At 37.2% G+C, this 21,380-nt stretch carries 19 protein-coding genes and 1 tRNA gene; 4 read left to right on the top strand and 16 right to left on the bottom strand.

Features of this window, described 5'->3' with window-relative positions; genetic code table 11:
• Positions 1 to 374: 374 nt before the first annotated feature.
• Both ABVT42_RS01055 and ABVT42_RS01050 read left to right on the top strand, forming a co-directional pair.
• Positions 375 to 451, top strand: a tRNA-Asn gene (locus tag ABVT42_RS01055).
• Positions 452 to 883: 432 nt separating this feature from the next.
• The gene (locus ABVT42_RS01050) at positions 884 to 1,546 is read left to right on the top strand and encodes an SET domain-containing protein (RefSeq protein WP_353873242.1); all 663 of its coding nucleotides are present in this window, start codon (positions 884 to 886) and stop codon (positions 1,544 to 1,546) included.
• An 84-nt stretch (positions 1,547 to 1,630) separates the two neighbouring features.
• Here the strand turns inward: ABVT42_RS01050 and ABVT42_RS01045 are convergent, their stop codons facing one another.
• Positions 1,631 to 2,401 carry a hypothetical protein gene (locus ABVT42_RS01045; protein ID WP_353873241.1) on the bottom strand — a complete coding sequence of 257 codons (771 nt, stop codon included), beginning with the start codon at positions 2,399 to 2,401 and terminating at the stop codon, positions 1,631 to 1,633.
• A gap of 138 nt (positions 2,402 to 2,539) precedes the next feature.
• Here ABVT42_RS01045 and rrtA point away from each other — a divergent pair, with 138 nt between their 5' ends.
• On the top strand, positions 2,540 to 3,136 hold the full coding sequence (gene rrtA, locus ABVT42_RS01040; protein WP_353873240.1) for a rhombosortase: 597 nt from the start codon (positions 2,540 to 2,542) through the stop codon (positions 3,134 to 3,136).
• 37 nt (positions 3,137 to 3,173) lie between these two features.
• Here rrtA and ABVT42_RS01035 read toward each other — a convergent pair whose 3' ends face one another.
• The 15 genes from ABVT42_RS01035 to ABVT42_RS00965 form a co-directional block, all read right to left on the bottom strand.
• On the bottom strand, positions 3,174 to 3,494 hold the full coding sequence (locus ABVT42_RS01035; protein ID WP_353873239.1) for a ComEA family DNA-binding protein: 321 nt from the start codon (positions 3,492 to 3,494) through the stop codon (positions 3,174 to 3,176).
• A gap of 72 nt (positions 3,495 to 3,566) precedes the next feature.
• A complete protein-coding gene (gene pyrF / locus ABVT42_RS01030; protein ID WP_353873238.1) occupies positions 3,567 to 4,283 on the bottom strand; it encodes an orotidine-5'-phosphate decarboxylase in 717 nt (238 codons plus the stop codon).
• 15 nt (positions 4,284 to 4,298) lie between these two features.
• Entirely contained in the window at positions 4,299 to 5,474 is a 1,176-nt protein-coding gene (gene lapB, locus ABVT42_RS01025) for a lipopolysaccharide assembly protein LapB (protein ID WP_353873237.1), read from the bottom strand.
• 24 nt (positions 5,475 to 5,498) lie between these two features.
• Positions 5,499 to 5,792 carry a LapA family protein gene (locus ABVT42_RS01020; protein WP_353873236.1) on the bottom strand — a complete coding sequence of 98 codons (294 nt, stop codon included), beginning with the start codon at positions 5,790 to 5,792 and terminating at the stop codon, positions 5,499 to 5,501.
• Between the two features lie 132 nt (positions 5,793 to 5,924).
• Positions 5,925 to 6,221 carry an integration host factor subunit beta gene (gene ihfB, locus ABVT42_RS01015; protein ID WP_353873235.1) on the bottom strand — a complete coding sequence of 99 codons (297 nt, stop codon included), beginning with the start codon at positions 6,219 to 6,221 and terminating at the stop codon, positions 5,925 to 5,927.
• 136 nt (positions 6,222 to 6,357) lie between these two features.
• Positions 6,358 to 8,031 carry a 30S ribosomal protein S1 gene (gene rpsA, locus ABVT42_RS01010; protein WP_353873234.1) on the bottom strand — a complete coding sequence of 558 codons (1,674 nt, stop codon included), beginning with the start codon at positions 8,029 to 8,031 and terminating at the stop codon, positions 6,358 to 6,360.
• Positions 8,032 to 8,387: 356 nt separating this feature from the next.
• Positions 8,388 to 9,101, bottom strand: coding sequence for a (d)CMP kinase (cmk, locus tag ABVT42_RS01005; RefSeq protein WP_353873233.1), 714 nt, complete (start codon positions 9,099 to 9,101; stop codon positions 8,388 to 8,390).
• A 45-nt stretch (positions 9,102 to 9,146) separates the two neighbouring features.
• A complete protein-coding gene (gene serC / locus ABVT42_RS01000; protein WP_353873232.1) occupies positions 9,147 to 10,238 on the bottom strand; it encodes a 3-phosphoserine/phosphohydroxythreonine transaminase in 1,092 nt (363 codons plus the stop codon).
• On the bottom strand, positions 10,231 to 12,927 hold the full coding sequence (gyrA, locus tag ABVT42_RS00995) for a DNA gyrase subunit A (RefSeq protein WP_353873231.1): 2,697 nt from the start codon (positions 12,925 to 12,927) through the stop codon (positions 10,231 to 10,233). Before gyrA ends, serC begins: the two co-directional genes overlap by 8 nt.
• 314 nt (positions 12,928 to 13,241) lie before the next feature.
• Positions 13,242 to 14,987, bottom strand: a complete 1,746-nt coding sequence (locus ABVT42_RS00990) for a GGDEF domain-containing protein (protein ID WP_353873230.1) — start codon at positions 14,985 to 14,987, stop codon at positions 13,242 to 13,244.
• A gap of 122 nt (positions 14,988 to 15,109) precedes the next feature.
• Positions 15,110 to 16,813, bottom strand: coding sequence for a diguanylate cyclase (locus ABVT42_RS00985; protein ID WP_353873455.1), 1,704 nt, complete (start codon positions 16,811 to 16,813; stop codon positions 15,110 to 15,112).
• Between the two features lie 53 nt (positions 16,814 to 16,866).
• A complete protein-coding gene (locus tag ABVT42_RS00980) occupies positions 16,867 to 17,169 on the bottom strand; it encodes a hypothetical protein (RefSeq protein ID WP_353873229.1) in 303 nt (100 codons plus the stop codon).
• A 70-nt stretch (positions 17,170 to 17,239) separates the two neighbouring features.
• Complete coding sequence (locus tag ABVT42_RS00975) at positions 17,240 to 18,019, bottom strand: SAM-dependent methyltransferase (protein ID WP_353873228.1); 780 nt, start codon at positions 18,017 to 18,019, stop codon at positions 17,240 to 17,242.
• A gap of 5 nt (positions 18,020 to 18,024) precedes the next feature.
• Entirely contained in the window at positions 18,025 to 18,549 is a 525-nt protein-coding gene (locus ABVT42_RS00970) for a GNAT family N-acetyltransferase (RefSeq protein ID WP_353873227.1), read from the bottom strand.
• A 7-nt stretch (positions 18,550 to 18,556) separates the two neighbouring features.
• Entirely contained in the window at positions 18,557 to 19,828 is a 1,272-nt protein-coding gene (locus ABVT42_RS00965) for a pepsin-like aspartic protease (RefSeq protein WP_353873226.1), read from the bottom strand.
• Positions 19,829 to 19,986: 158 nt separating this feature from the next.
• On the opposite strand from ABVT42_RS00965, the gene ABVT42_RS00960 reads away from it, so the two are divergent.
• On the top strand, positions 19,987 to 21,336 hold the full coding sequence (locus ABVT42_RS00960) for a TRZ/ATZ family hydrolase (protein ID WP_353873225.1): 1,350 nt from the start codon (positions 19,987 to 19,989) through the stop codon (positions 21,334 to 21,336).
• The last annotated feature ends 44 nt before the right edge of the window (positions 21,337 to 21,380 follow it).

The raw sequence follows: 21,380 nt of genomic DNA, 5'->3' as shown, positions 1-21,380 counted from the left end.
AATATTTAAACTAATTACTGAAAACCAGTTCAATTTGATATTTCTTTGTACACAGCAATTTTTCAATTAAAATAATCCAAAGTGATATTTCGCTAAGCACCTTGATAATCTGGACAATTTGCAGAACTTTGGCCATCGAATTTAATACTCACTGTCGAAATGGATATCAGTTTGCGACCTCTCCCCCAATTTCTGTAATTTATCAACGTTCCATCTAAATTGATTAATAAATATTCGGAAATTTTTATTTATTGATGACATTTTAATCGAAACATTAAAATTCGATAAAAGATTTCAGTTTTTTTAAATTCTTAGTTGACCAGATTAAAATTCTTATTTATTATTGCGCTCGCTTTCAAGGAGAGTAGCTCAATTCCCCCTTAGCTCAGTTGGTTAGAGCGACGGACTGTTAATCCGCAGGTCCCCCGTTCAAGTCGGGGAGGGGGAGCCAAATTTAAGAATAAAATCAAGCAGTTACAAAAACATTTGTAACTGCTTTTTTTATACCCTATATTTTTGCTCAAACACTCAAAAATAACTTAAGATACTATAAATAAATCTATTTATACTCTTTTGTTTTTATTCAACGATATTTAATCTTTATTACCCAACCTAATGTAGTCTTTTTAAACCGCCATTATTTTACCGGTTGTAGGTTTATTTACCTCGGAAAAATTTGACTTTTTAAACATTGAGCTTTGCATAAAACCAATTTAAAACATCTAATTTGATAGATATTTTTTAACAAATTTTATTTAACAAAACAACAAATTTATTTTTCATTAATTAGTTAAATATCATTTGCAAAGGTAATTAATTAGCCATATAACTATTAGCAGGGTTAATTAGTCTATCAACTTAATATTTTAATTGTGAGGTCAAAATGTTACACCCTTATACAGAGTTGCGTTATGTCAGTCCTGAAATTGGTTATGGCGTATTTGCAACCTGTAATATACCTATGGGAACTATCATTTATGCCAGTGACGATCTGGAAATCTGTATTACTCCCGATAAATACACAACACTCGATAAAAATCATCGTGAAATTGTTGATAAGTATTCCTATATCGACGCAAAAGGTATTCGTATCGTTAGCTGGGACCATGCAAAGTACATTAATCATAGTTGTAACTGTAATACAATGAGTACCGGTTATGGGTTTGAAATCGCGATTCGTGACATTAAAGCTGACGAAGAAATCACAGATGAATATGGACTGTTTAACATTGAAGAAGACACTCCGATCAATTGTGGTTGTATCAATTGTCGAAAGTATCTATATACAAATGATTTAGATACCTACGGCAACCAATGGGATAAAAAGGTACAGCCTGCATTACAAAAGGTTTTACAAGTTGAACAACCGCTTTGGTACTTATTAGATGATAAAATCTATCATCAGTTATTAGGTTATCTTGCGGGAGAAGTTGAATACCGCTCGGTCATAGCCCTTAAGTTTACACCAACCAAGACTGTAAATTTACACAATAATATCGCGTCTAAAAAAGCGAAAAAATTATTTAAAATGTCTGAAGCCAGTTAATATTTGAAATTAATTAGCTTTGCCCTACCAGCAACAACATTTTTGTCGCTGGTAGACTCACAGAAAAAACCATATTAAAATTAATTAAAATCGGTATATTAAATTGATAGCTAAACTATCTGCATCTACTAACTCACCGCAATTAGATTCGCAATCAATTAAATTATTCGACACATTGCGTCCAACTCGGTATCTTGTTTTCAAGCCATCAAAATCATAACTCATTTTTGTGTATTTAATACCTAAAGAAGTATTTTTACTCACTTTGTAGTCATATTGAATAGCAGCACCAATACCATCATCGAAATAATAAGTTGTTTTAAGATCAAAGGCACTCGCATATTCATGGTGGTATGCTTTTGGTTTTAAATGATATGCCCCCCCTAAACCAACTCTATGGCGACCACGATTATAAAACAACATCAAATCAATCGTCTGTCGAGAATATTTAAAACTCCCTTTTCCACCAGATCCATCGGTCAAATCACCGTAAACTTCATCATATAAATAACCCCATGCTGCCGAAAAAACCAGTTTTTCTGCTACCGGCACTTCAACACCAACCGCAAACGAAATCAATCCACCTGCTTCGACATCATCTTCCCAGTGTTGCGGCAGATCAGAGGGTACACCAAACCATGGTCCGGCGAGTGTGTAAGGAATATCCGAATAATACAGCCCATCACCTCGGTAATAGAGAGGCAGCGGTTTAGTTCCATCACCTCCACCTTGTACTCCCACTAACATAAATGCTTTAAATTCTTGCTTGAAATCCAGTTTATTGCTTGATTCTTGGGCGAAAACATTACTGATTGAAATTACCAAAATAAATAGAGACAGGGTAAGCTTTTTCACGCGAGTCCTTTTCCTTGTTTAATAAGTTTGGGGTATTTTATTGTCTATCTATTAATTTGTCATACGAAACTTGAACTTTTTGATAAGCCATCATAGATTGGATAAACTATTAGCCACAATAACATTAGTAACGTTTTTATGTTAAATATTGCATTAATAAGGCCATCCAGATTTAGTGTTGTAATTATTTTATTATGTATAGCTATTCAAGCTTTTTCGCCTGACTCAATTATATTGTTGCGCTACGAGTATCAAGCCGTGATAGATGGCCAGTGGTGGCGATTATTTACCGCCAACTTTACGCACAGCAATTGGAATCATCTCTGGCTAAATATGAGCGGTTTAATATTGATAGATATATTATTTCAACCTTTAATGACGAATCGATTAAAAATATATTTACTCTCTGGATGCATACTATTCAATATTTTACTTTTGCACTGTTTTATAAAACTTGAATGGTATGTCGGATTTTCTGGTGCACTGCATGGTTATCTGGTTGGGTGTGCTCTTTTTAGTTTTAAAGCTGCCATCAAAACTAACTCATTTATACTAGCTGTTGTTGGTATAAAACTATTTATTGAGTTAAATTGGAATATTAATGAGCTTACCGCTAATTTTATACAAGCCAATGTTGTTGAAGAAGCTCATTTGTCCGGAGCTGTTTCTGCAATCTTCATTTATGTGTTATCTATTATTCTGTCGACGGTAAAAGCCAAAGAGAAAAATATATAAATTATTCTTTGGCTTTAGTCTATTCAATAAAAAGAAATTAATTTAACTGAATTTTTTTCTTGTTTTTGACTAATGTAGCAATACCGATTCCCTTTACAGCTGCTAAATCTTCAAGCTTTTTAAATTGACCATTTTTTTCTCGATACTCTACGATAGCTAATGCTTTTTTCATCCCGATCCCTGATAAATATTCTGCAATTTCCTTTGCACTTGCGGTATTGATATTAACTTTATCGACCACTTGCTGAGTCACAATCTTACTCGGCAGTTTAATACCAGCAAAAGATTTGACAAAAGCGCCTGGAGCAATCGTGGTGAATACAATTAAAAAAGTATAAATTAAAGTTTTAGTTTTCATTTTTCTCTCCTTGATAGAGTTTCCAATCATTTAATGTTGAAATAAAACTGTAACTTAATTTATTTTTATTCGCTATAGTGATTTAATACTTTCAGAAATTTCGCACAAGACTTTCAGCGGTTCGGAAGATTGAGTAATTGGTCTGCCAATAACCAAATAATCAACACCCGACTGAATTGCCATTTCGGGCGTCATCACTCGCGATTGATCTTCTGTAGCACTACCCGCGGGACGAATTCCAGGCGTTACTAGTTTAAATTCAGGGCCTAACTCAACTCTCATTGCGTTCGCCTCTTGTGCAGAACAAACAATACCATCAAGACCAGACAATTCTGCCAATTTACCTAGATGTTTAACCTGCTGCTCCATTGTGCGATGATAACCAATTGACTGATATTGTTGTTCATCAAAACTTGTTAAAACAGTCACTGCAGTTAATAAAGGTCGGGGGCCGCTAACTGAATCTATTGCTTCTTGTGCGGCTCGCATCATTACTTCGCCACCGGAAGCATGAACATCAACCATCCACACGCCTAGTTGTGCAGCAGCTTTACAAGCTTTTGCTACCGTGTTGGGAATATCAAAAAACTTTAAATCCAAGAATACTGAAAAATCTTGCTCGACTAAATAGCGAACCCAGTCGGGACCAAATAGCGTAAACATTTCTTTCCCGACCTTCAATTTACAAAGGTTGGGATCAATTTTTGAAATAAATGAACGCGCTTTACGAATATCATCAAAATCTAGCGCAACGATAATTTTTGAATCATACTTGTCTTGTATTGTCATATTTATTCCTCATTTTTACTCACCTTCAATCCCCTGAATGGGCTTAACGCTTCCCCAAGTTTTACATCCTGGACACTGCCAAAACAAAGATTTTGAGTCAAAGCCACAGCGATTACAGTGATAAACCGGCTTGTTTTGCAATAATTTACCAACAACATCTTGTAGCATCTGTAAACTTGGCCGAGCAGAGTCACTGGCGTGCCTTAAATAAATATCGATCAGCTTCAATAATCCCTTTATAGAAGGATGTTGAGCCATTTGCTCCGCAATAAAATGACCAGCAGCAATATCTCCCTGCTCACTCTCGATTTGTTCAGCAAGAACTAAAATACAAGTTATACCCGCCCCTTGCTCAATTGCATTCTGCAAAAATATTGTTAACCCTTTAAAATCATTTAACTGTTTAAAGCAGGATACGATCTGGTTAAGCGCTTCAGGCAACAACTCAATGTCTTGCCTAATCAGCTCACGATAAGCTTTAATTGCAGGTTTAAACCGCCCTAGGGAATATTCTACATTCCCGCCAATTAACGAAGCCCTGGCGCAATAGGGATCAGCCGATATTGCTTTTTTGACAAATGCCATTGCTTCACGGTGAGACTGCTGCGAGAGTTTTACTTCGGCTAATTCACAATAGAAATGAGAAATTTCTACTTTAACGCTACTAGATGCACCAGGTTGTAGACGTTCAGAAACCTTTATGGCATTTTGCCAATCTTTGGTTTGTTGATAGATTAGTAACAGCTGTTTTAGACTTGCTTGCTTATGCGCCTGATCAGCAACCAATTCATTAAAAATATTCTCTGCTCTATCGAGCAATCCGGCCGCCATATAATCGTAACCGAGTTCAAGTAGTGACATTTTACGATGTGCCGTCGATAAAGATGGCCGGGCAATTAAATTCTGATGAATTCGTATTGCACGATCAACTTCACCACGCCGGCGAAATAGATTACCTAACGCTAAATGCGTTTCTACCGTTTCGGAATCAATCTCAAGCATACTGACAAATGTATCAATAGCTTTATCCGCATCTTCGTTTAAGAGATAATTGAGTCCGACGAAATACTTTTTGGATAGCCCCATCTGCTTCGTATCTGAGCGATTTTTAGACTTACCTTTCCCAATCAGGTAACCCGAATAGATGGCAATCATCAGCAGTGCAGCAGCAGCCAATATGGATTCAAACATAATTTTGTATTGAGTCCCTATATATTAATATTCATCTTTAACAGGTAGCGCTCTTAAATTATTTAGCTCTTTTTCTTGCTTTTGCAGTTTAATCTTTTGTTGTCTGACTAGTCTTTTAGCTTGCAATAAATGACCTAAAATTGAAAATACACCGATACAAAAACCAATTACCAAGGATGCAAGCATCACCCAGTTGAGCTGCCAGTTTAATTCTCCACTTAAATAATTGATAGCAATAGGCGAGTCATTCTGTGCAAAAAAAAGTATTGACGCGATGAAAAGCAATAATGCTAAGAATATTGTTAAAAAATTTCTCAAGCTGGCGCCTCTTGAATTGAAAAGTGACTCATTTTAACGCAGATTATGAAAAGGGGTCGAGAAGCATTTAGTATATTTTCGGACATAAAAAAAGCATATCAATGATATGCTTTTTCAAAATTACAGAAATCGTCACTGTTCAGATTGAATTCCTTCATTAACCCTATCCCGCAACTCTTTACCTGGCTTGAAATGAGGCACATATTTACCTTCCAATTGCACAGATTGTCCAGTTTTAGGGTTTCTACCTACACGCGGTTCACGAAAGTGCAGAGAAAAGCTGCCAAATCCACGAATCTCAATCCGTTCACCTTTAGCCAATGATTGGGCCATATGCTCCAGAATACTTTTTACAACGAGTTCTACATCTTTAAGCGATAATTGAGTCTGGCGCGCAGCCAATCTTTCAATTAATTCGGATTTTGTCATCAATCCATTCCTTTGTTAGTTTGGTACTTTAGGATTTATTTACTATTCTACAATAGACAAATAATTTACAAAAAGCAAAAAAAAATGCCCAAAATCAATAGATTATGGGCCTTTTTTTATAACTTGACAGGTAGGATTAGTCGCGATCAAGCTGTTCTTTAAGCAAGTCACCCAGAGTCGCAGGTGCAGACTCATCGCCATCTTTGCTGTATTCAGCAATCGCTTCGGCTTCTTCTTGCTTATGCTTCGCTTTAATCGATAGAGAAATTACGCGATTTTTCTTATCAACCGCTGTAAATTTCGCTTCTACTGCATCACCAACAGCAAAATGTTTGGTTGCATCGTCAACTCTTTCATCGCTAATTTCAGAAGCTCTTAAATAGCCTTCAACATTTTCAGCCAAGGTTACTTTAACACCTTTAGCATCAACTTCTGTTGCAGTACCATTAACAATTGAACCTTTAGTATTTTCAGCTAAGAACTGAGCAAATGGATCAGAGTCTATTTGCTTGATTCCTAGAGAAATTCTTTCTCTTTCTGCATCTACAGATAAGACAACAGCTTCAACTTCATCGCCTTTGTTATAGTCGCGAACGGCTTCTTCACCAGGAATATTCCAAGAAATATCAGATAAGTGAACTAAACCATCAATACCACCGTCTAGGCCAATAAAGATACCAAAATCAGTGATGGACTTGATTTTGCCTTTAACACGGTCATTTTTGTTGTATTTGCTAGCAAATTCAGTCCAAGGATTAGGTACACACTGTTTTAGACCCAGAGAAATACGACGACGTTCTTCATCGATATCCAGTACCATTACTTCAACTTCATCACCTAAGCTAACAACTTTACTTGGATGAATATTTTTGTTTGTCCAGTCCATTTCTGAAACGTGAACAAGACCTTCAACACCCTCTTCGATTTCAGCAAAACAGCCGTAATCAGTCAGGTTAGTAACACGACCAAATAAGCGTGTTCCTTCTGGGTAACGACGGTTTAAATCAGCCCAAGGATCTTCGCCTAATTGCTTCATACCCAGTGAAACTCGTGAACGGTCACGATCGTACTTGAGTACTTTAACATCGATTTCATCACCAACCTGAACTACTTCTGATGGATGCTTAACACGTTTCCATGCCATATCAGTGATGTGAAGTAGACCATCAACACCACCTAAATCAACAAATGCACCGTAATCAGTTAAGTTTTTAACAATACCTTTAACCTTCGCGCCTTCTTCCAAACGAGCCAGTAATTCGTCTCTTTCTGCTGAGCTTTCAGCTTCAATCACGCTACGTCGAGAAACAACCACATTGTTTCGCTTCTGGTCGAGCTTGATAACTTTAAACTCCAGGTCTTTACCTTCAAGATGAGTTGTATCACGAATTGGGCGAACATCAACTAAAGAGCCAGGTAAGAATGCACGAACATTTTTAACCTCGACTGTGAATCCACCTTTTACTTTGCCAGTAATCATACCAACAACAGTTTCATTTGCTTCGCATGCTTTTTCAAGCTCTAACCAAGTCTCAAAACGCTTGGCTTTTTCACGTGATAACTGAGTTGCACCATAACCATCTTCAATAGCATCTAAAGCAACATCAATTTCATCACCGATATTAACTTCCACTTCACCTTGCTCATTCAAAAACTGAGCTAATGGAATAACACCTTCTGATTTTAAACCGGCATTAACTATCACGGTTTCATTATCAATTGCAACCACTGTGCCTTTAACAATCGCACCTGGACGCATTTCTAGTTCATTTAGACTTTGTTCAAACAGTTCTGCGAAATTTTCGCTCATCTTAATTTACCTGGTAAACACAGTTTTCACTATGTCTTGTTTCAAACTCCGAATAACATCCTGCTATTCTGGGATTATTAATAAAAGAACGCTGCATTCCCTGTACGTTCCAATAAAAGAATAATTATTCAAACATCATACTAGTGGTATTGTTAGTTAACTTTATATAAACGTTAATTGGATACACCATCGGTTAATCCAATAGAACTATCACTTTACTAACTTATATCATTCTACTAACTTAAGCTTAACGCACTAATCAAGCTTAATAACTCTTACCGAGAAGCTGCTTAATAGCAGCTAGAAAGAGAATTTACCCACTATTAAAATTCAAAATCAAATGTATAAAACACTTGCTAGCCAGCTAAAATTTCTGGCATACTTTTAGCCGAAAATTCAAGTACTTGAGTAAGCACTTCAGTGATAGTCAATTCTGAACTATCAATAATAAAAGCCCCATTCGCAGGCACCAAAGGTGCTACGGGGCGAGTTCGGTCACGCTCATCGCGTGCTTTAATGCTGTCTAAAAGCGCGCGCATATTAGCATCTACACCTTTATTTTTCAACTGTTTATAGCGCCTTTCAGCACGACGCTCTGCACTTGCCGTTAAAAATATCTTTACCGGAGCATCTGGAAAAACAACAGTCCCCATATCTCGTCCATCAGCGACTAACCCTGGCAAGCGATAAAATTCTCTTTGGCGCTCGAGTAATGCTTCTCTTGCAGCAGGAATGACAGCAACTTTTGACGCAGCCTGCCCCGCATCATCAGTACGGATAAGACCCGCAAGGTTATCCCCTTCTAAAACAGGTTCAACCTCTTGACTTGATGGGTTTAATTTGAAATCAATGTCCAAATGCCTTGCCAACTGCGCGACTTTTAGCTCATCATCCAACGCGATATGGTGTTTTAAAGCAGCCACCCCCAAAACACGATATAGCACGCCGCTATCGAGGATATGCCAGCCCAGTTTGTCTGCCAATAGCAGACTCAATGTGCCTTTTCCTGCGCCTGAAGGACCATCAACTGTTATTATATTGGGAGTTACTATATTTGCGGTGTTATTCATAAACTAGCTTTTGAAGTTTTTCGACTGACAAGCCAATAAATACTATTATCCATTTTGTTGTTTAAAATGAAGCATAAAATCAACTAGTGCCTTAACACCATCAACGGGCATTGAGTTGTATAGGCTAGCGCGCATACCACCGACACTTCGATGACCTTTTAATCCAATCAACCCAGCTTTTTTAGCTTTACTCAAAAAAGTTTCGTTTAATTTTGAGTCAGCTAAAATAAAAGGAATGTTCATACGAGAGCGATACTGAATTTCAACGGGGTTGGTATAGAAGTCATCCATATCAATGCATTCATATAGCAATTGAGATTTTTCAATCGCGCTATGTTCCATCGCCTCTACTCCTCCATTAGCAATAACCCACTCAAAGACTAAAGCAGCTAAATACCATGTATAGGTTGGTGGTGTATTCAGCATTGAGCCTTGCTCAATTTGTAGTTGATAATTAAAAACTCTGGGAATTCGTGTAAAATCCATTTGCTCAACAAGTTGGCGCTTGACTATGACGATTGTCATCCCAGCGGGACCAACATTTTTTTGTGCACCAGCATATATAAAATCGTAATCATCAATATTGAGTACTTCAGATAAAATACTTGATGACATATCTGCGACAACCGCACCGTTAGACTTTACTGCTTGTGGAAAGCGTAAGCCCTCAATTGTTTCATTTTGAGTATAATGTGTATAAATCGGCGACTGACTTCGTTGCCAATCACTCGAATCGATTAGCGAAAATGACGAGCCTTGCTTAAACAGTGCATCTATTCGATTTACCTGTCCATACCGAGTAGCTTCAACTGCTGCTTTTGATGACCAGACACCATTAACAATATATTCAGCTTCTTGGCCATCTGATAATAAACACATCGGCAAATTTGAAAATTGATGCGTTGCACCGCCATGCATAAAGAGCACCGCATAGTCATCACTGATTTTGAGTAGTTCGCGAAAATCTGATTCGGCTTTATTTGCCAGTTCTTGATATTCAGATGATCGGTGACTAACTTCCATCACAGAAACACCAAGACCACGCCAATCGAGGAATTCCGCTTGCGCTTGTTGCATCACCGGTTTAGGTAATGCGGCTGGTCCTGCACAAAAGTTAAATACGCTATGATTATTCATTTTTCGCATCACCATTTTGTTCACGTTTTACATCATTCAGCGCATTTGAATCAGCATCAGGAGACAAGTTCTCTTCTAAAGTATCAATATCAAGACTTACTACTTCGTCGGTGTTTTGCGCTACGCTCTCCCCTTCAGCCATTAATTCTTCGGGGGTTTTATCCAGCTCATCGATTCGCTCTAGCCCGACCAAAGTCTCGTCTTCTTGTAAGCGAATTAATCGAACACCTTGCGTATTGCGGCCCATGACACGAATTTCATCAACTCGCGTTCTAACCAGTGTCCCACCATTACTGATTAACATAATTTCATCACCGTCTTTTACTCTCACGGCACTGATCGCTTTACCATTACGTTCGCTTAGAGTGATAGAAATAACGCCTTGCCCTCCTCGACCACGTAAAGGATGCTCAGACATACAAGTTCGTTTACCGTAACCATTTTCGGTTACCGTTAAAATCTGACTATTTTCATCAGCTCTAACTAACGCGATTACCCGTTGATCTTCATTAATTTTTATTCCTCTTACACCACGAGCAGTTCGTCCCATTTCGCGCACGTTTTCTTCGTGGAACCGGATAACCTTACCCACATCACTAAATAGCATCAGATGATCATTACCATCAGTAACGACAGTACCAATAAGTTCGTCACCTTCATCTAATTTAAGCGCGATAATTCCGCTGGATCTTGGACGTGAGAATTGTTCTAATGAAGTTTTCTTAACTGTTCCATTCGCAGTCGCCATAAAGACAAAACGGTCTTCGGCAAACTCTTTGACTTCAAGAATACTGGTAATACGCTCATCATCAGCCAATGGAAGAATATTAACAATAGGTTTACCCCGAGAGCCACGACTAGCCAATGGCAACTCGAAAGTTCGTAGCCAGTATACTTTACCAACACTTGAGAAACATAAAATAGTGGCATGAGTTGAAACAACAAGCAGTTTCGTTATAAAGTCTTCGTCTTTAACTTTAGTCGCCGACTTACCCTTTCCACCCCGGCGTTGAGACTCATATATAGAAAGCGGCTGATACTTAACATATCCTTCATGTGAAAGTGTTACTACAACTTCTTCTTCTGGAATTAAGTCTTCGACTAATAAGTCGGCTGAACTATTGGTAATTTCCGTTCTTCGCTCATCGCCAAATGAGTCTTGAATCTCTTGTAATTCTACCCTTATCACTTCCATTAATTTTTCAGTACTGGCTAATATTTCCAGCAATTCTGCAATTATTATGATTAAATCTTTGTAATCGCTAATAATTTTGTCGTGTTCCAGCCCAGTCAACTTATGTAATCTCAAGTCTAAAATTGCTTGAGCCTGTGCCGCAGAGAGATGATACAAGTTATCAACTAAACCATACTGTGGCTCGAGATCTTCTGGACGACATGCGTCAGATCCCGCACGATCAAGCATCGCTACTACCGAGGTAGCCTCCCAACCTCTTGCCATTAATTGCTCTTTAGCCTCGGCCGGCGTTGGTGCTTTCTTAATAAGCTCTATGATCTCATCAATATTGGCTAACGCGAGCGCTAATCCCTCTAAAACATGCGCTTTTTCGCGTGCTTTGCGTAAATCATAAACAGTTCGACGAGTCACGACTTCACGGCGATGGCGGATGAACGCTTCCAACATCTCCTTTAATGTAAACAGTTTTGGCTGGCCATTTTCTAAGGCCACCATATTAATTCCAAAAACTGTTTGCATCTGCGATTGCGAGTACAGATTATTCATCAATACTTCAGCATTTTCACCACGGCGCAGCTCAATTACCATACGCATCCCATCTTTATCCGACTCATCCCTTAACCCGGTTATACCTTCCACCTTTTTCTCTTTAACAAGCTCTGCAATTTTTTCGATTAAGCGAGCCTTGTTTACCTGATAAGGTAATTCGGTGACAACAATACTTTCTTTGCCATTTTTATCATCAGTTTCAATATGATGGCGAGCTCTGATATATATTCGTCCGCGACCAGTGGTATAGGCTTGGATAATGCCTGCTCGACCATTTATAATTCCTTGAGTTGGAAAATCCGGTCCAGGCATTAACTCCATCAATTCAGCAACATCGATATCTGCATTATCCATTACAGCAAAGCATGCATTAATAACTTCATTAAGATTGTGTGGAGGAATATTGGTCGCCATTCCCACAGCTATACCGGCAGCACCATTAATTAATAAATTAGGAACTCGAGTAGGTAAAACAGTTGGCTCAGATTCCGAACCATCATAGTTTTCTGCCCAATCAACGGTTTCCTTATCAAGATCAGACAGCAGCTGGTGCGCCAACTTGTCCATTCGAACTTCGGTATATCGCATTGCGGCAGGTGAGTCACCATCTACTGAGCCAAAGTTACCTTGACCATCAACTAACATGTATCTTAATGAAAATGGCTGCGCCATGCGTACGATAGTGTCATAAACAGCAGTATCACCATGTGGATGATATTTACCGATAACATCCCCGACTACACGAGCAGATTTTTTGTAGGGTTTATTGTAATCATTACCCAATTCATTCATGGCGTACAAAACACGCCGGTGCACAGGCTTTAAACCATCACGCACATCAGGTAAAGCTCGACCTACAATGACGCTCATTGCATAGTCTAGATATGAGACTTTTAATTCATCTTCAATATTTATTGGAAGGACTTCTTTTGCAAACTCACCCATAAACGACCAAGGTTCCTTATATTATTGATTTAAGAGTCTTTATTAGCCTAGTTACTTCAACTGGGTAACAGTTAAAACACACTTGATTTAACAACTGTAAATTAACGCTATAAAGCGGTATATTATACCATAACCAGATGAAAGTTGATGGGATTATTTGCTATATTATTGGCTTTCTCGAAGTTTACAGATAGAAAAATTCAAAGACTAACATCTGAACAATTATTAGACAAAACGAGTAATTTTCTAAAATTTAGGTCCCTGATGTTTGCTCATATGTTGCGGATATCCAAGCCCACTTAAGCGATCTTCACTCACCCAGGCACAGGCAAAATATTCAAGGTTTCACCAGCATCCTTATAAAGACACTTCAAATTAAAACCACTTCGATCGGTGCTCGTCACACCATAATGTATCATATTTGAATTAACTTGAGTTTCGGTCTGATGCTTAAACTTTTGCAGCAAAATCAAATTAACTTTTGAACAAATATTATTCGCAAATGGTATAACCATATCGATATTATAATTTGGTAGAAACACCACAAACTTACAATCACTCACTCTAGCAATCATGCTGTTTTCTGGAAATTCTGATTCGAGTAGTTTAGCTATTTCAATCAATAATTCGTGCTTAGTCATTAAATCATAAGTTCTTTCAGCACTATTTATTAAGTTCACCTTAACTAAAAGTAAGCAAGCAGATGAAGGTATTTTGGAAAATTGTCTTAATATTAGCTCAAGCTCTTGATCAAAAAAGTATCGACTGAATAAGCCGGTCAATCCATCATACCTCAATAAAGATTTTAACTTTCTTTGAGAATATTGGAAATAAGCACCCAACATTAATAATAGAATTAAAACCGTCAATAATAAATTTGTTAACCATTGACTTACCTTTATCTGCCTATTTTCATTAGTCAGCTCAGAACGCAAACTTGAGTTTTGCTGCTTCAACAATACAATTTTTTCATCTCGAACACTTACGTTTCGATGTGCCAGCTCCATAGCTAGTTGTTTAGCATTAATTTCGATAAACAATTGATGCTTAAAATAATTATATTTTTTTAGATATTCGATTACTTTAATCAAGTTAGATGGAGTGTTCGTTTCCGAAGAAATATTATTTACCATATATACCTTCGACAATATATCGTAGGCATGCATCGAAGACCTAACATCACTCTTTTTTTCCTTAAAGCTTAAAGTTTTCTCAGCAAATCTCTTGGCCATCACATGATGGTTTAAACTCCAATATATCCGGGCCAGCAATGCATAAGCGTCAACAATTATTAAACTATATTGACTACTTTCGATATCTTTTAAATAAGGATTAACAGCATTTAAAGCATCTGTCAATTTCCCCATTTCCAGATAGTAATTTCCAATATAAGTTCGAATCATACTAACAATAGTATTTTCCTGCTGCTGTTTACAAACACTAATCGCATCAGCTAAAACATTATTCAAGTCAAACCGTTTCTTTAATGATAATTGAGCTTTTAATAAAATGCCTTTGGCCATACACATATTTCGACCGCTGGCATCTTCAATTAATACTGTCGACATGAGCTTTTCGACGGCTTCATAGTATTCTACTTTATTATAAAATAGCCCCGCAGCAATAAGCCCTATATGGCGAATTTCAGCATTCAAGATATATTCACTATTATTTTCAATAAATTGAACATAATGAATCCCTTGAGTCCAATTTTGCATAAAAACATAAAGATTAACCAATGAGAAAGCAGCACGATAACGAAGAGTAAGCGTCTGTGAGTTTTTAAAAACAATCAAATATTGCCTTTCTGCATTAAGCTGATTGCCATCTAACGCATTTTTGTAACCGCTTAAATATTGAAAGTAAAATTTTTCTTCAACTGTCAGCTCTTTATTCTTTTTATCTAATGTGGACATCAAATCTGAAAAACGCTCAAAGTCAGATGTTCTAAGATTATCCGCTTGTTGAAGCAATAAAAAATTGGAAGTTTTAACTTGAGCTAAAGCAGTTATCTCTACCAAGCCTAAAAGAAATATGAGTATTAAAAATCTTCCTTTCATTTAAATACCCTATCCGATATGTCCTGAACGACAAATACAATTCATTTGCATCACTAATCCTTTTAGATTTACCTAATCCTTATTTAACTTTTTACGCGTTTTAGCAACTTTTAAATCGTAGATTAAGCGTTTATGTACACAGCAACTTGATTGCGTCCTCGCCTCTTCGAGAGGTATAGTGCTTCATCGGCATTTGCAATAAGTTTCTTCAATTCATAATCACTATCGGCGGTATCAGTTACCCCGAAACTGGCCGTTACAGAGATATCTTGATTTGTATCAAATGAATCCAGCTGGCTAATTTTTATCCGACATTCTTCTGCAATTTGTTTAGCTTGAGATTGTTCACAACCGGGTAATAAAATAGCAAATTCTTCGCCACCAATGCGACCAAAGATATCAACTTTACGGATATTCTCCTTACAAACTTTGGCGACTCTCGACAAAACCTCATCACCAGCAATATGCCCATATGTATCGTTAATCTTTTTAAAGTAATCCAAGTCAAATATAATTAAACTGGCGACTCTGGAAGATTTCGCATAATAATCCAACATAGATTCAGCATTTTGCGTAAAATAGCTGCGATTAAAAATACTGGTTAAACTATCATACTGTGCCAAATACTTAAGCTTATTTTGTGCCCGTTTAACATAGAAAACCCAACCGGTCATCAAGGTTACGATTGCAGCCAGCAAGATAATAATCCAGCGATTATAAGTGGCGGTTTCTTGAGAAAATTCTCGCTCCAGATGTAAAATCTGATTTTCTTTGTTTAACAAGGTGATTTGATTATCCTTATCTTTAGTTTCATATTTAGCCAGTTCCATTGCTAACTGTTTAGCTTTAGTATCTTCATACTCAATAGTTTTAACTTCAGAAAACTTCTTCAAGTATTCGATAGCCAAGCTATAGTTATTTCTCGACTCTTCAATTTGATAAAGCGTCCAATAGCTATCAACGATGGGATTGATATAATTAATTTGTGGACCGTCCAGTACAACTTTTTCTGCAAACGATTTAGCAATATCCAATTGATTAACCACATAGTACGCCTTGGATAAAACACTATAAGCTTCGATAATTAACATACGATAATTTGATTCCTCAATTTGCTGTATGTTTTCAGTTATTACACTAATTGCTTTATCGTAGTTTTTGTTTAAGTATAAAAATACCGAATAATGTGTTCGAATTACATTAGCAATGACATTTTCACTGATGTCTCTGCAAAAGTTGATTGCGGTATTAAATTGAGACTCTTCAAGCTTTTCTGGTGTAAAATTGAGGAGTGCTCTAAGTTTAATCCCCAAAATCAAACATTTATTTCTTCCTTGAACCTCTTCAGCAATAAGCTGTTTCGCTATATTTAATGCATAATCAAATTGACTTAGTTCTACATAAAAATAACCAACGGTAACCAACCCCAAGTGCCTAATATTCATATCCATAATTTTTTCATTAACGTGCTGAATATATTGAACATACTCAAATGCTTTAGACCATTCTCTATTAAATAGATAAATATTAACCAATGAAAATGCACCGCGAAACTTCAATAATTCATTTGTCGCACTATCAAACACATGTTTATAAGATTTAATTGCGCTTTCTAGTCGTCCTTGATAAGCGTGCTCATAGCCAGTTAAATATATAAAGTGATATTTCTCTTCTATGGTAAGTGCTTCAAAATGAGGCTTTACCTCTAACAATAGTTCAGAAAATAACTTTCTATCTGACGATTTAACGGATTCTGCATTTTTTAAAAGAGCAGAATAATCGGTTAGTCCCTCTCCCGCAGTAATTGCACCGCAGGATAAAAACATAATTGTCAAAATTAAAATCCGAAAAGTCAATTTACAATTAACCCTATCTATTATTAGGCAACAATACGAGCTTGCTGATTAGATTTTTGTGTATTTTCTTTCTCACTTTCATCCTGTTCATCTTGTTCCTCATTTTCATCAGCATCGTCATCTTCCGCGGGGGCCAAAAATGCTACAATTTTAGGACGTGCATCTAACATTTCTGCCAGTACACGCTGATCAGCGTTGAGTAAAGCTTCAATTAGTTGTTCGCTAACATCTTCAGCTTTAAGTAATTCTGCAATTTCTGTTTCCGAGTAGGCACTAAAATTGGCTTGTTCCCCTAAATTCTCTATTAAATCTATTAGTTTTTTCATTGTTATCTCCAATAATTTCTGGTTACTAAATTATTCTCTAACTTAAGCTATCCATCACTTAAAAGAGTTTCTAACATAAATTCGATAAGAGTTTTGTCATTTCTTTATTTTCAATAAACGCTTGCGCAGGTGGAATTGCAATTGTCGTTGCTGGATTCAAAATAGCGCTAGCCAGTTCATCTAATCTAACCTCTTCAATACGGCACTTATTTACTGGTAATGTTGGTGCTTCATACAAAGTTAACGTGTGTGATAATGGATAGGTTTCACTCAATAGCTTAACTAATAACTCTCGATGCTGATGTCCAGTGCTAAGTTTTTTGTAAGATTTATCACCAACGATACCTACTTGCCATAAAATTAAATAAGCGGTTGGATCAATCACTCTTTTATAAAACAAAAACTGGCTCGCCTCGAAATGCGCACACCCAACAGTGCCAGGATCGATGCCTAGATCGGCATATAAACAATCTTCAGCTGAAATACCTGGCTCCATAGAAGCATGATAACCTTCAATTAAAGCTTGGTGTATGGTTTTATGTGAAACCAAGGCAAAAACTCCAGGATGTCCATAAAGCGCACAACAAACATTTTTCCCCAACTTGACCTCTGCCATTATCGCCTGTTGCATTTGGGCATAAGTCACCTTACGCGAGACACCTTCTTGATAATAAACCTGCAAGCTGCGCACATCGGTATTCATACCTTCTACCCATTTTTCGACCAGCGCATCAGCCGCAGCGACAAAAACAACATCAGCTTGTTCAATATAATTTTTTGCGCGCTGGGTTAAATGTACCCCAAGCGTTATACCAATACCAACAAAAACTACACTGCCAACTTTTCTCAACTTTATTACTCTCTAACGTTATTTATTAACCATTGTTCTTTAGATAGCTGCCAATAGTTGACCTTTACTTCCTTTCTACTATCAAGGCAACATTCAAATCCTAGAGAGCGCATCAATCGACTTGACTTAATATTTTCTAAGTATGAATATCCGGTAATAACTCGCTTATTTAAATTCAAGTAAGCGTAATCCATTAATCTAGCTAAAACTTCCTTTGCAATCTTTTTATTTTGCATTTTCTGTATAATCACAGTACCGATATCAACATTGTCATTCGCTTTATCTACTAACCCACAAATTCCAATTTGTTCAGTTGTTATTCTATCAATAATAACCCAAGTATAATGAGAAAATACATATTTATTAAACCTTAAAGCTGTTCGAAATGCTTTATCTAATTTTTGTTTGCTGCGAACACCATCAATAAATTCAGTTAAATTTTCATCTTGATAAAGTTCGCAATAAAATAATTTATGTGTCGATTTCAGTGGTTGTAAAATAAACCGTTTCGTCTGAAGTTCATCAATCACACGAGACTCACTTTGCCTTTGCCACTTTAATATCACCAAATTCGCTCTCAAATCGAGCAAATATCACATAATAATCACTTAACAGGGGTAGTCCTAGAATTGATTGATCCGGCCATCCAGGTAGTTGGGATATTATTTTAAACGATATTTGTCCATGAGACGGAGCATTTACCTGCCAATACTGATCAGCATGGCAAAACAAACTGACGTGAGAGCTACCAGCAGAATCCGCGGCTTCAAAAATAAACTCAATATCAGGCCATTCTGCTAAGTTTACTTTGTTGATATCAATGCCTTCTTCAATATATTCAAATGAGAGAAATGGCTCAAGAATCGTCTTAAACTCGGGATTAATCTTTTCAAAGCACTCTATAATATAATTGAACACAACATTGTCCAGCACAATCAAAGATGCACCGGTATCAATAAAAGCGTTAGAGTGGTACTTTTGTAATTCCTTACCTTTCAGTACAGGCACATCAAATGGTGCAAAATCACCGACTTTGACTTGTAACAACCTGACATTATAGTAAACATCATCGATCACTTTAATACGAACAAAATCCCCTTCATATAGATCGACATCTTCTTCTCCACCACCGAGGATAAATAGCCCCTGATTTAGCGGATCCTGTTTTAACTCTTGATTTGTTAACCCCGACTTTGCATGGTGGATACTAGAACGGCGAGTAATAAACGAAAATTTATTTGCTGAAATGCCTTGCTCTTCAAGGTTGGTAAAATAAGGTTTCAATTCATCTTTGGGTTTATTTTTAAGAAAACTTTTAAATGATTTGATAGTTTGTGACTCGATTTGAGTATTTGTCCAAGGGTAAGTTAACCGTGGATTGACAGATTTTTCCGCTAAATACTCCTTCAAACAATGACTATCATTCAATTCTTTAAATGCAAGCCCAAGTATTCCGTCAGCTTCAGCAAAACAGCCTTCCATGCATTCTGTTGCAATCGAGACATGAGCATTATCAAGTAGCATTTTTCCATCGTGGGTAATCATATCAACCCCTGTTTTTACTACCGGGCCATACCATCCCCCCATACCATAACGCACACATTGGGCATAACTCGTCGCGACCAACTCTCTATCGTTAATTGACTCATAGGCGGACTGTTTAACGACAAGTGTGCTGCTACCTGTATCAAGTACCAATTCAGCAGTATCAAATTCACTTCCAAAACTAACCGTTACAGAAAATCCTCCGCGAGCAAAAACATTAGTAATTGGCATTCGCAAGGTCTTACGATTGTTAGAATCCGTCATCTAAATATTGATCTCTTATCTTTAAATATCGTATTTATTATCGTTATTATTTGATTTTGTTCAATAAACGAGCGTTATATTTTCTTTTTAGCATCTCGAAAAGCAGGTAAAATAGCAGTCACTTTACTTTTGTGCAACGAAAATTATACGGCGAGCTTATGCAGCAAAGTAACTCAAAAGCGAATATACCGCTAATTTTAGCAGCGGACTGGGTAATTCCAATGACGGCAACCGATCATTGGCTAGAAAATCATGCGGTCATTATTCTAGATCAGCAAATTATTGATATATTACCGATTAATCAACTCAGTGAAAAATATCCACAACATGACATAACTGACTTATCGGGCCAAGTGTTAATGCCTGGCTTTATTAATGCGCATTGTCATGCAGCAATGAATTTATTACGCGGCTTGTCAGATGATTTACCACTCAAGGATTGGCTGGAAAAAGCAATCTGGCCCGTTGAAGCAAAATTTGTCGATGACAGTTTTGTGTATCAAGGTACGCAACATGCCATTGCCGAAATGCTACGTGGAGGCACAACCTGTTTTCAGGACATGTACTTTATGCCCGACCAAGCAGCAAAAGCCGCACATGAATCAGGTATTCGCAGTAGTGTTGGCTTAATTGTTGTAGATTTCGAAACTTCATGGGCAAAAAGCGCTCAAGAATGTATTGATAAAGGCCTTGATGTTTTCGATCAATTTAAACACAGTAACACGGTCACCTTTAATCTAGCCCCTCATGCGCCTTACACTGTATCTAAGAACTCGCTGGAAAAATTAGCTGTTTTGTCAAACGAACTGAATATGCCACTACAAATTCATTTGCATGAAACGGCTTTTGAAGTTGAAAGCTTTATTAAAGAAAATAATATCAGACCTTTAGCGAGACTAAAGGAAATTGGTTTACTCTCGCCACTATTAAATGCCGTTCATATGACCCAACTCAATGAGGGCGAAATTCAATGGTTAGCTGAAAATGGTTGTCATATTGTGCACTGCCCACAATCCAACATGAAATTAGCCAGTGGAGTTTGTCCTACGCAACAACTATTAGATGCAGGCGTCAATCTGGCAATTGGAACCGATGGTGCTGCAAGTAATAATGATCTGGACATGCTTGACGAACTCAAGTCAGCCGCCTTGCTGGCAAAACTGGATTATCTGAATCCAACCGCAATGACTGCCTACCAAGCACTTTATGCTGCCACAATGGGAGGCGCAAAAGCTCTTGGTTTGTCTGATATAACAGGCTCACTCGAAATAGGCAAAGCAGCAGATATCATTGCTATTGATCTCAATCAAATTGAAACCCAACCTGTTTATAATCCCATTTCACAAATCGTCTATGCTGCGTCAAGAAATCAGGTTACCAATGTTTGGGTCAATGGAAAACACTTGCTCAAAGATCGACAACTGCTAAGTTTAAATGAGTCTTTAATATTAAATAACAGTAAGTTCTGGCAAAAACAAATTGCGCAAAGTATGCAAAATAATGGTTAGTAGCTCAAAACGATCTTGCAAATACAAACAGAATACAATTGAGG

Origin of the sequence: Aliikangiella maris (genome assembly GCF_040719265.1) — a bacterium.
Classification (GTDB): domain Bacteria; phylum Pseudomonadota; class Gammaproteobacteria; order Enterobacterales; family Kangiellaceae; genus Aliikangiella; species Aliikangiella maris.
The sequence above is the reverse complement of the archived record's forward strand: the minus strand, read 5'-3'. Positions and strand labels throughout refer to the sequence as shown.

What these genes read in the sequence shown, in the direction of transcription:
- ABVT42_RS01050 (WP_353873242.1), top strand. Translation starts at nt 884, where the DNA reads ATGTTACACCCTTATACAGAGTTGCGTTATGTCAGTCCTGAAATTGGT.
- rrtA (WP_353873240.1), top strand. Translation starts at nt 2,540, where the DNA reads ATGTTAAATATTGCATTAATAAGGCCATCCAGATTTAGTGTTGTAATT.
- ABVT42_RS01035 (WP_353873239.1), bottom strand. Translation starts at nt 3,494, where the DNA reads ATGAAAACTAAAACTTTAATTTATACTTTTTTAATTGTATTCACCACG.
- pyrF (WP_353873238.1), bottom strand. Translation starts at nt 4,283, where the DNA reads ATGACAATACAAGACAAGTATGATTCAAAAATTATCGTTGCGCTAGAT.
- lapB (WP_353873237.1), bottom strand. Translation starts at nt 5,474, where the DNA reads ATGTTTGAATCCATATTGGCTGCTGCTGCACTGCTGATGATTGCCATC.
- ihfB (WP_353873235.1), bottom strand. Translation starts at nt 6,221, where the DNA reads ATGACAAAATCCGAATTAATTGAAAGATTGGCTGCGCGCCAGACTCAA.
- rpsA (WP_353873234.1), bottom strand. Translation starts at nt 8,031, where the DNA reads ATGAGCGAAAATTTCGCAGAACTGTTTGAACAAAGTCTAAATGAACTA.
- cmk (WP_353873233.1), bottom strand. Translation starts at nt 9,101, where the DNA reads ATGAATAACACCGCAAATATAGTAACTCCCAATATAATAACAGTTGAT.
- serC (WP_353873232.1), bottom strand. Translation starts at nt 10,238, where the DNA reads ATGAATAATCATAGCGTATTTAACTTTTGTGCAGGACCAGCCGCATTA.
- gyrA (WP_353873231.1), bottom strand. Translation starts at nt 12,927, where the DNA reads ATGGGTGAGTTTGCAAAAGAAGTCCTTCCAATAAATATTGAAGATGAA.
- ABVT42_RS00990 (WP_353873230.1), bottom strand. Translation starts at nt 14,987, where the DNA reads ATGAAAGGAAGATTTTTAATACTCATATTTCTTTTAGGCTTGGTAGAG.
- ABVT42_RS00985 (WP_353873455.1), bottom strand. Translation starts at nt 16,813, where the DNA reads ATGTTTTTATCCTGCGGTGCAATTACTGCGGGAGAGGGACTAACCGAT.
- ABVT42_RS00980 (WP_353873229.1), bottom strand. Translation starts at nt 17,169, where the DNA reads ATGAAAAAACTAATAGATTTAATAGAGAATTTAGGGGAACAAGCCAAT.
- ABVT42_RS00965 (WP_353873226.1), bottom strand. Translation starts at nt 19,828, where the DNA reads ATGACGGATTCTAACAATCGTAAGACCTTGCGAATGCCAATTACTAAT.
- ABVT42_RS00960 (WP_353873225.1), top strand. Translation starts at nt 19,987, where the DNA reads ATGCAGCAAAGTAACTCAAAAGCGAATATACCGCTAATTTTAGCAGCG.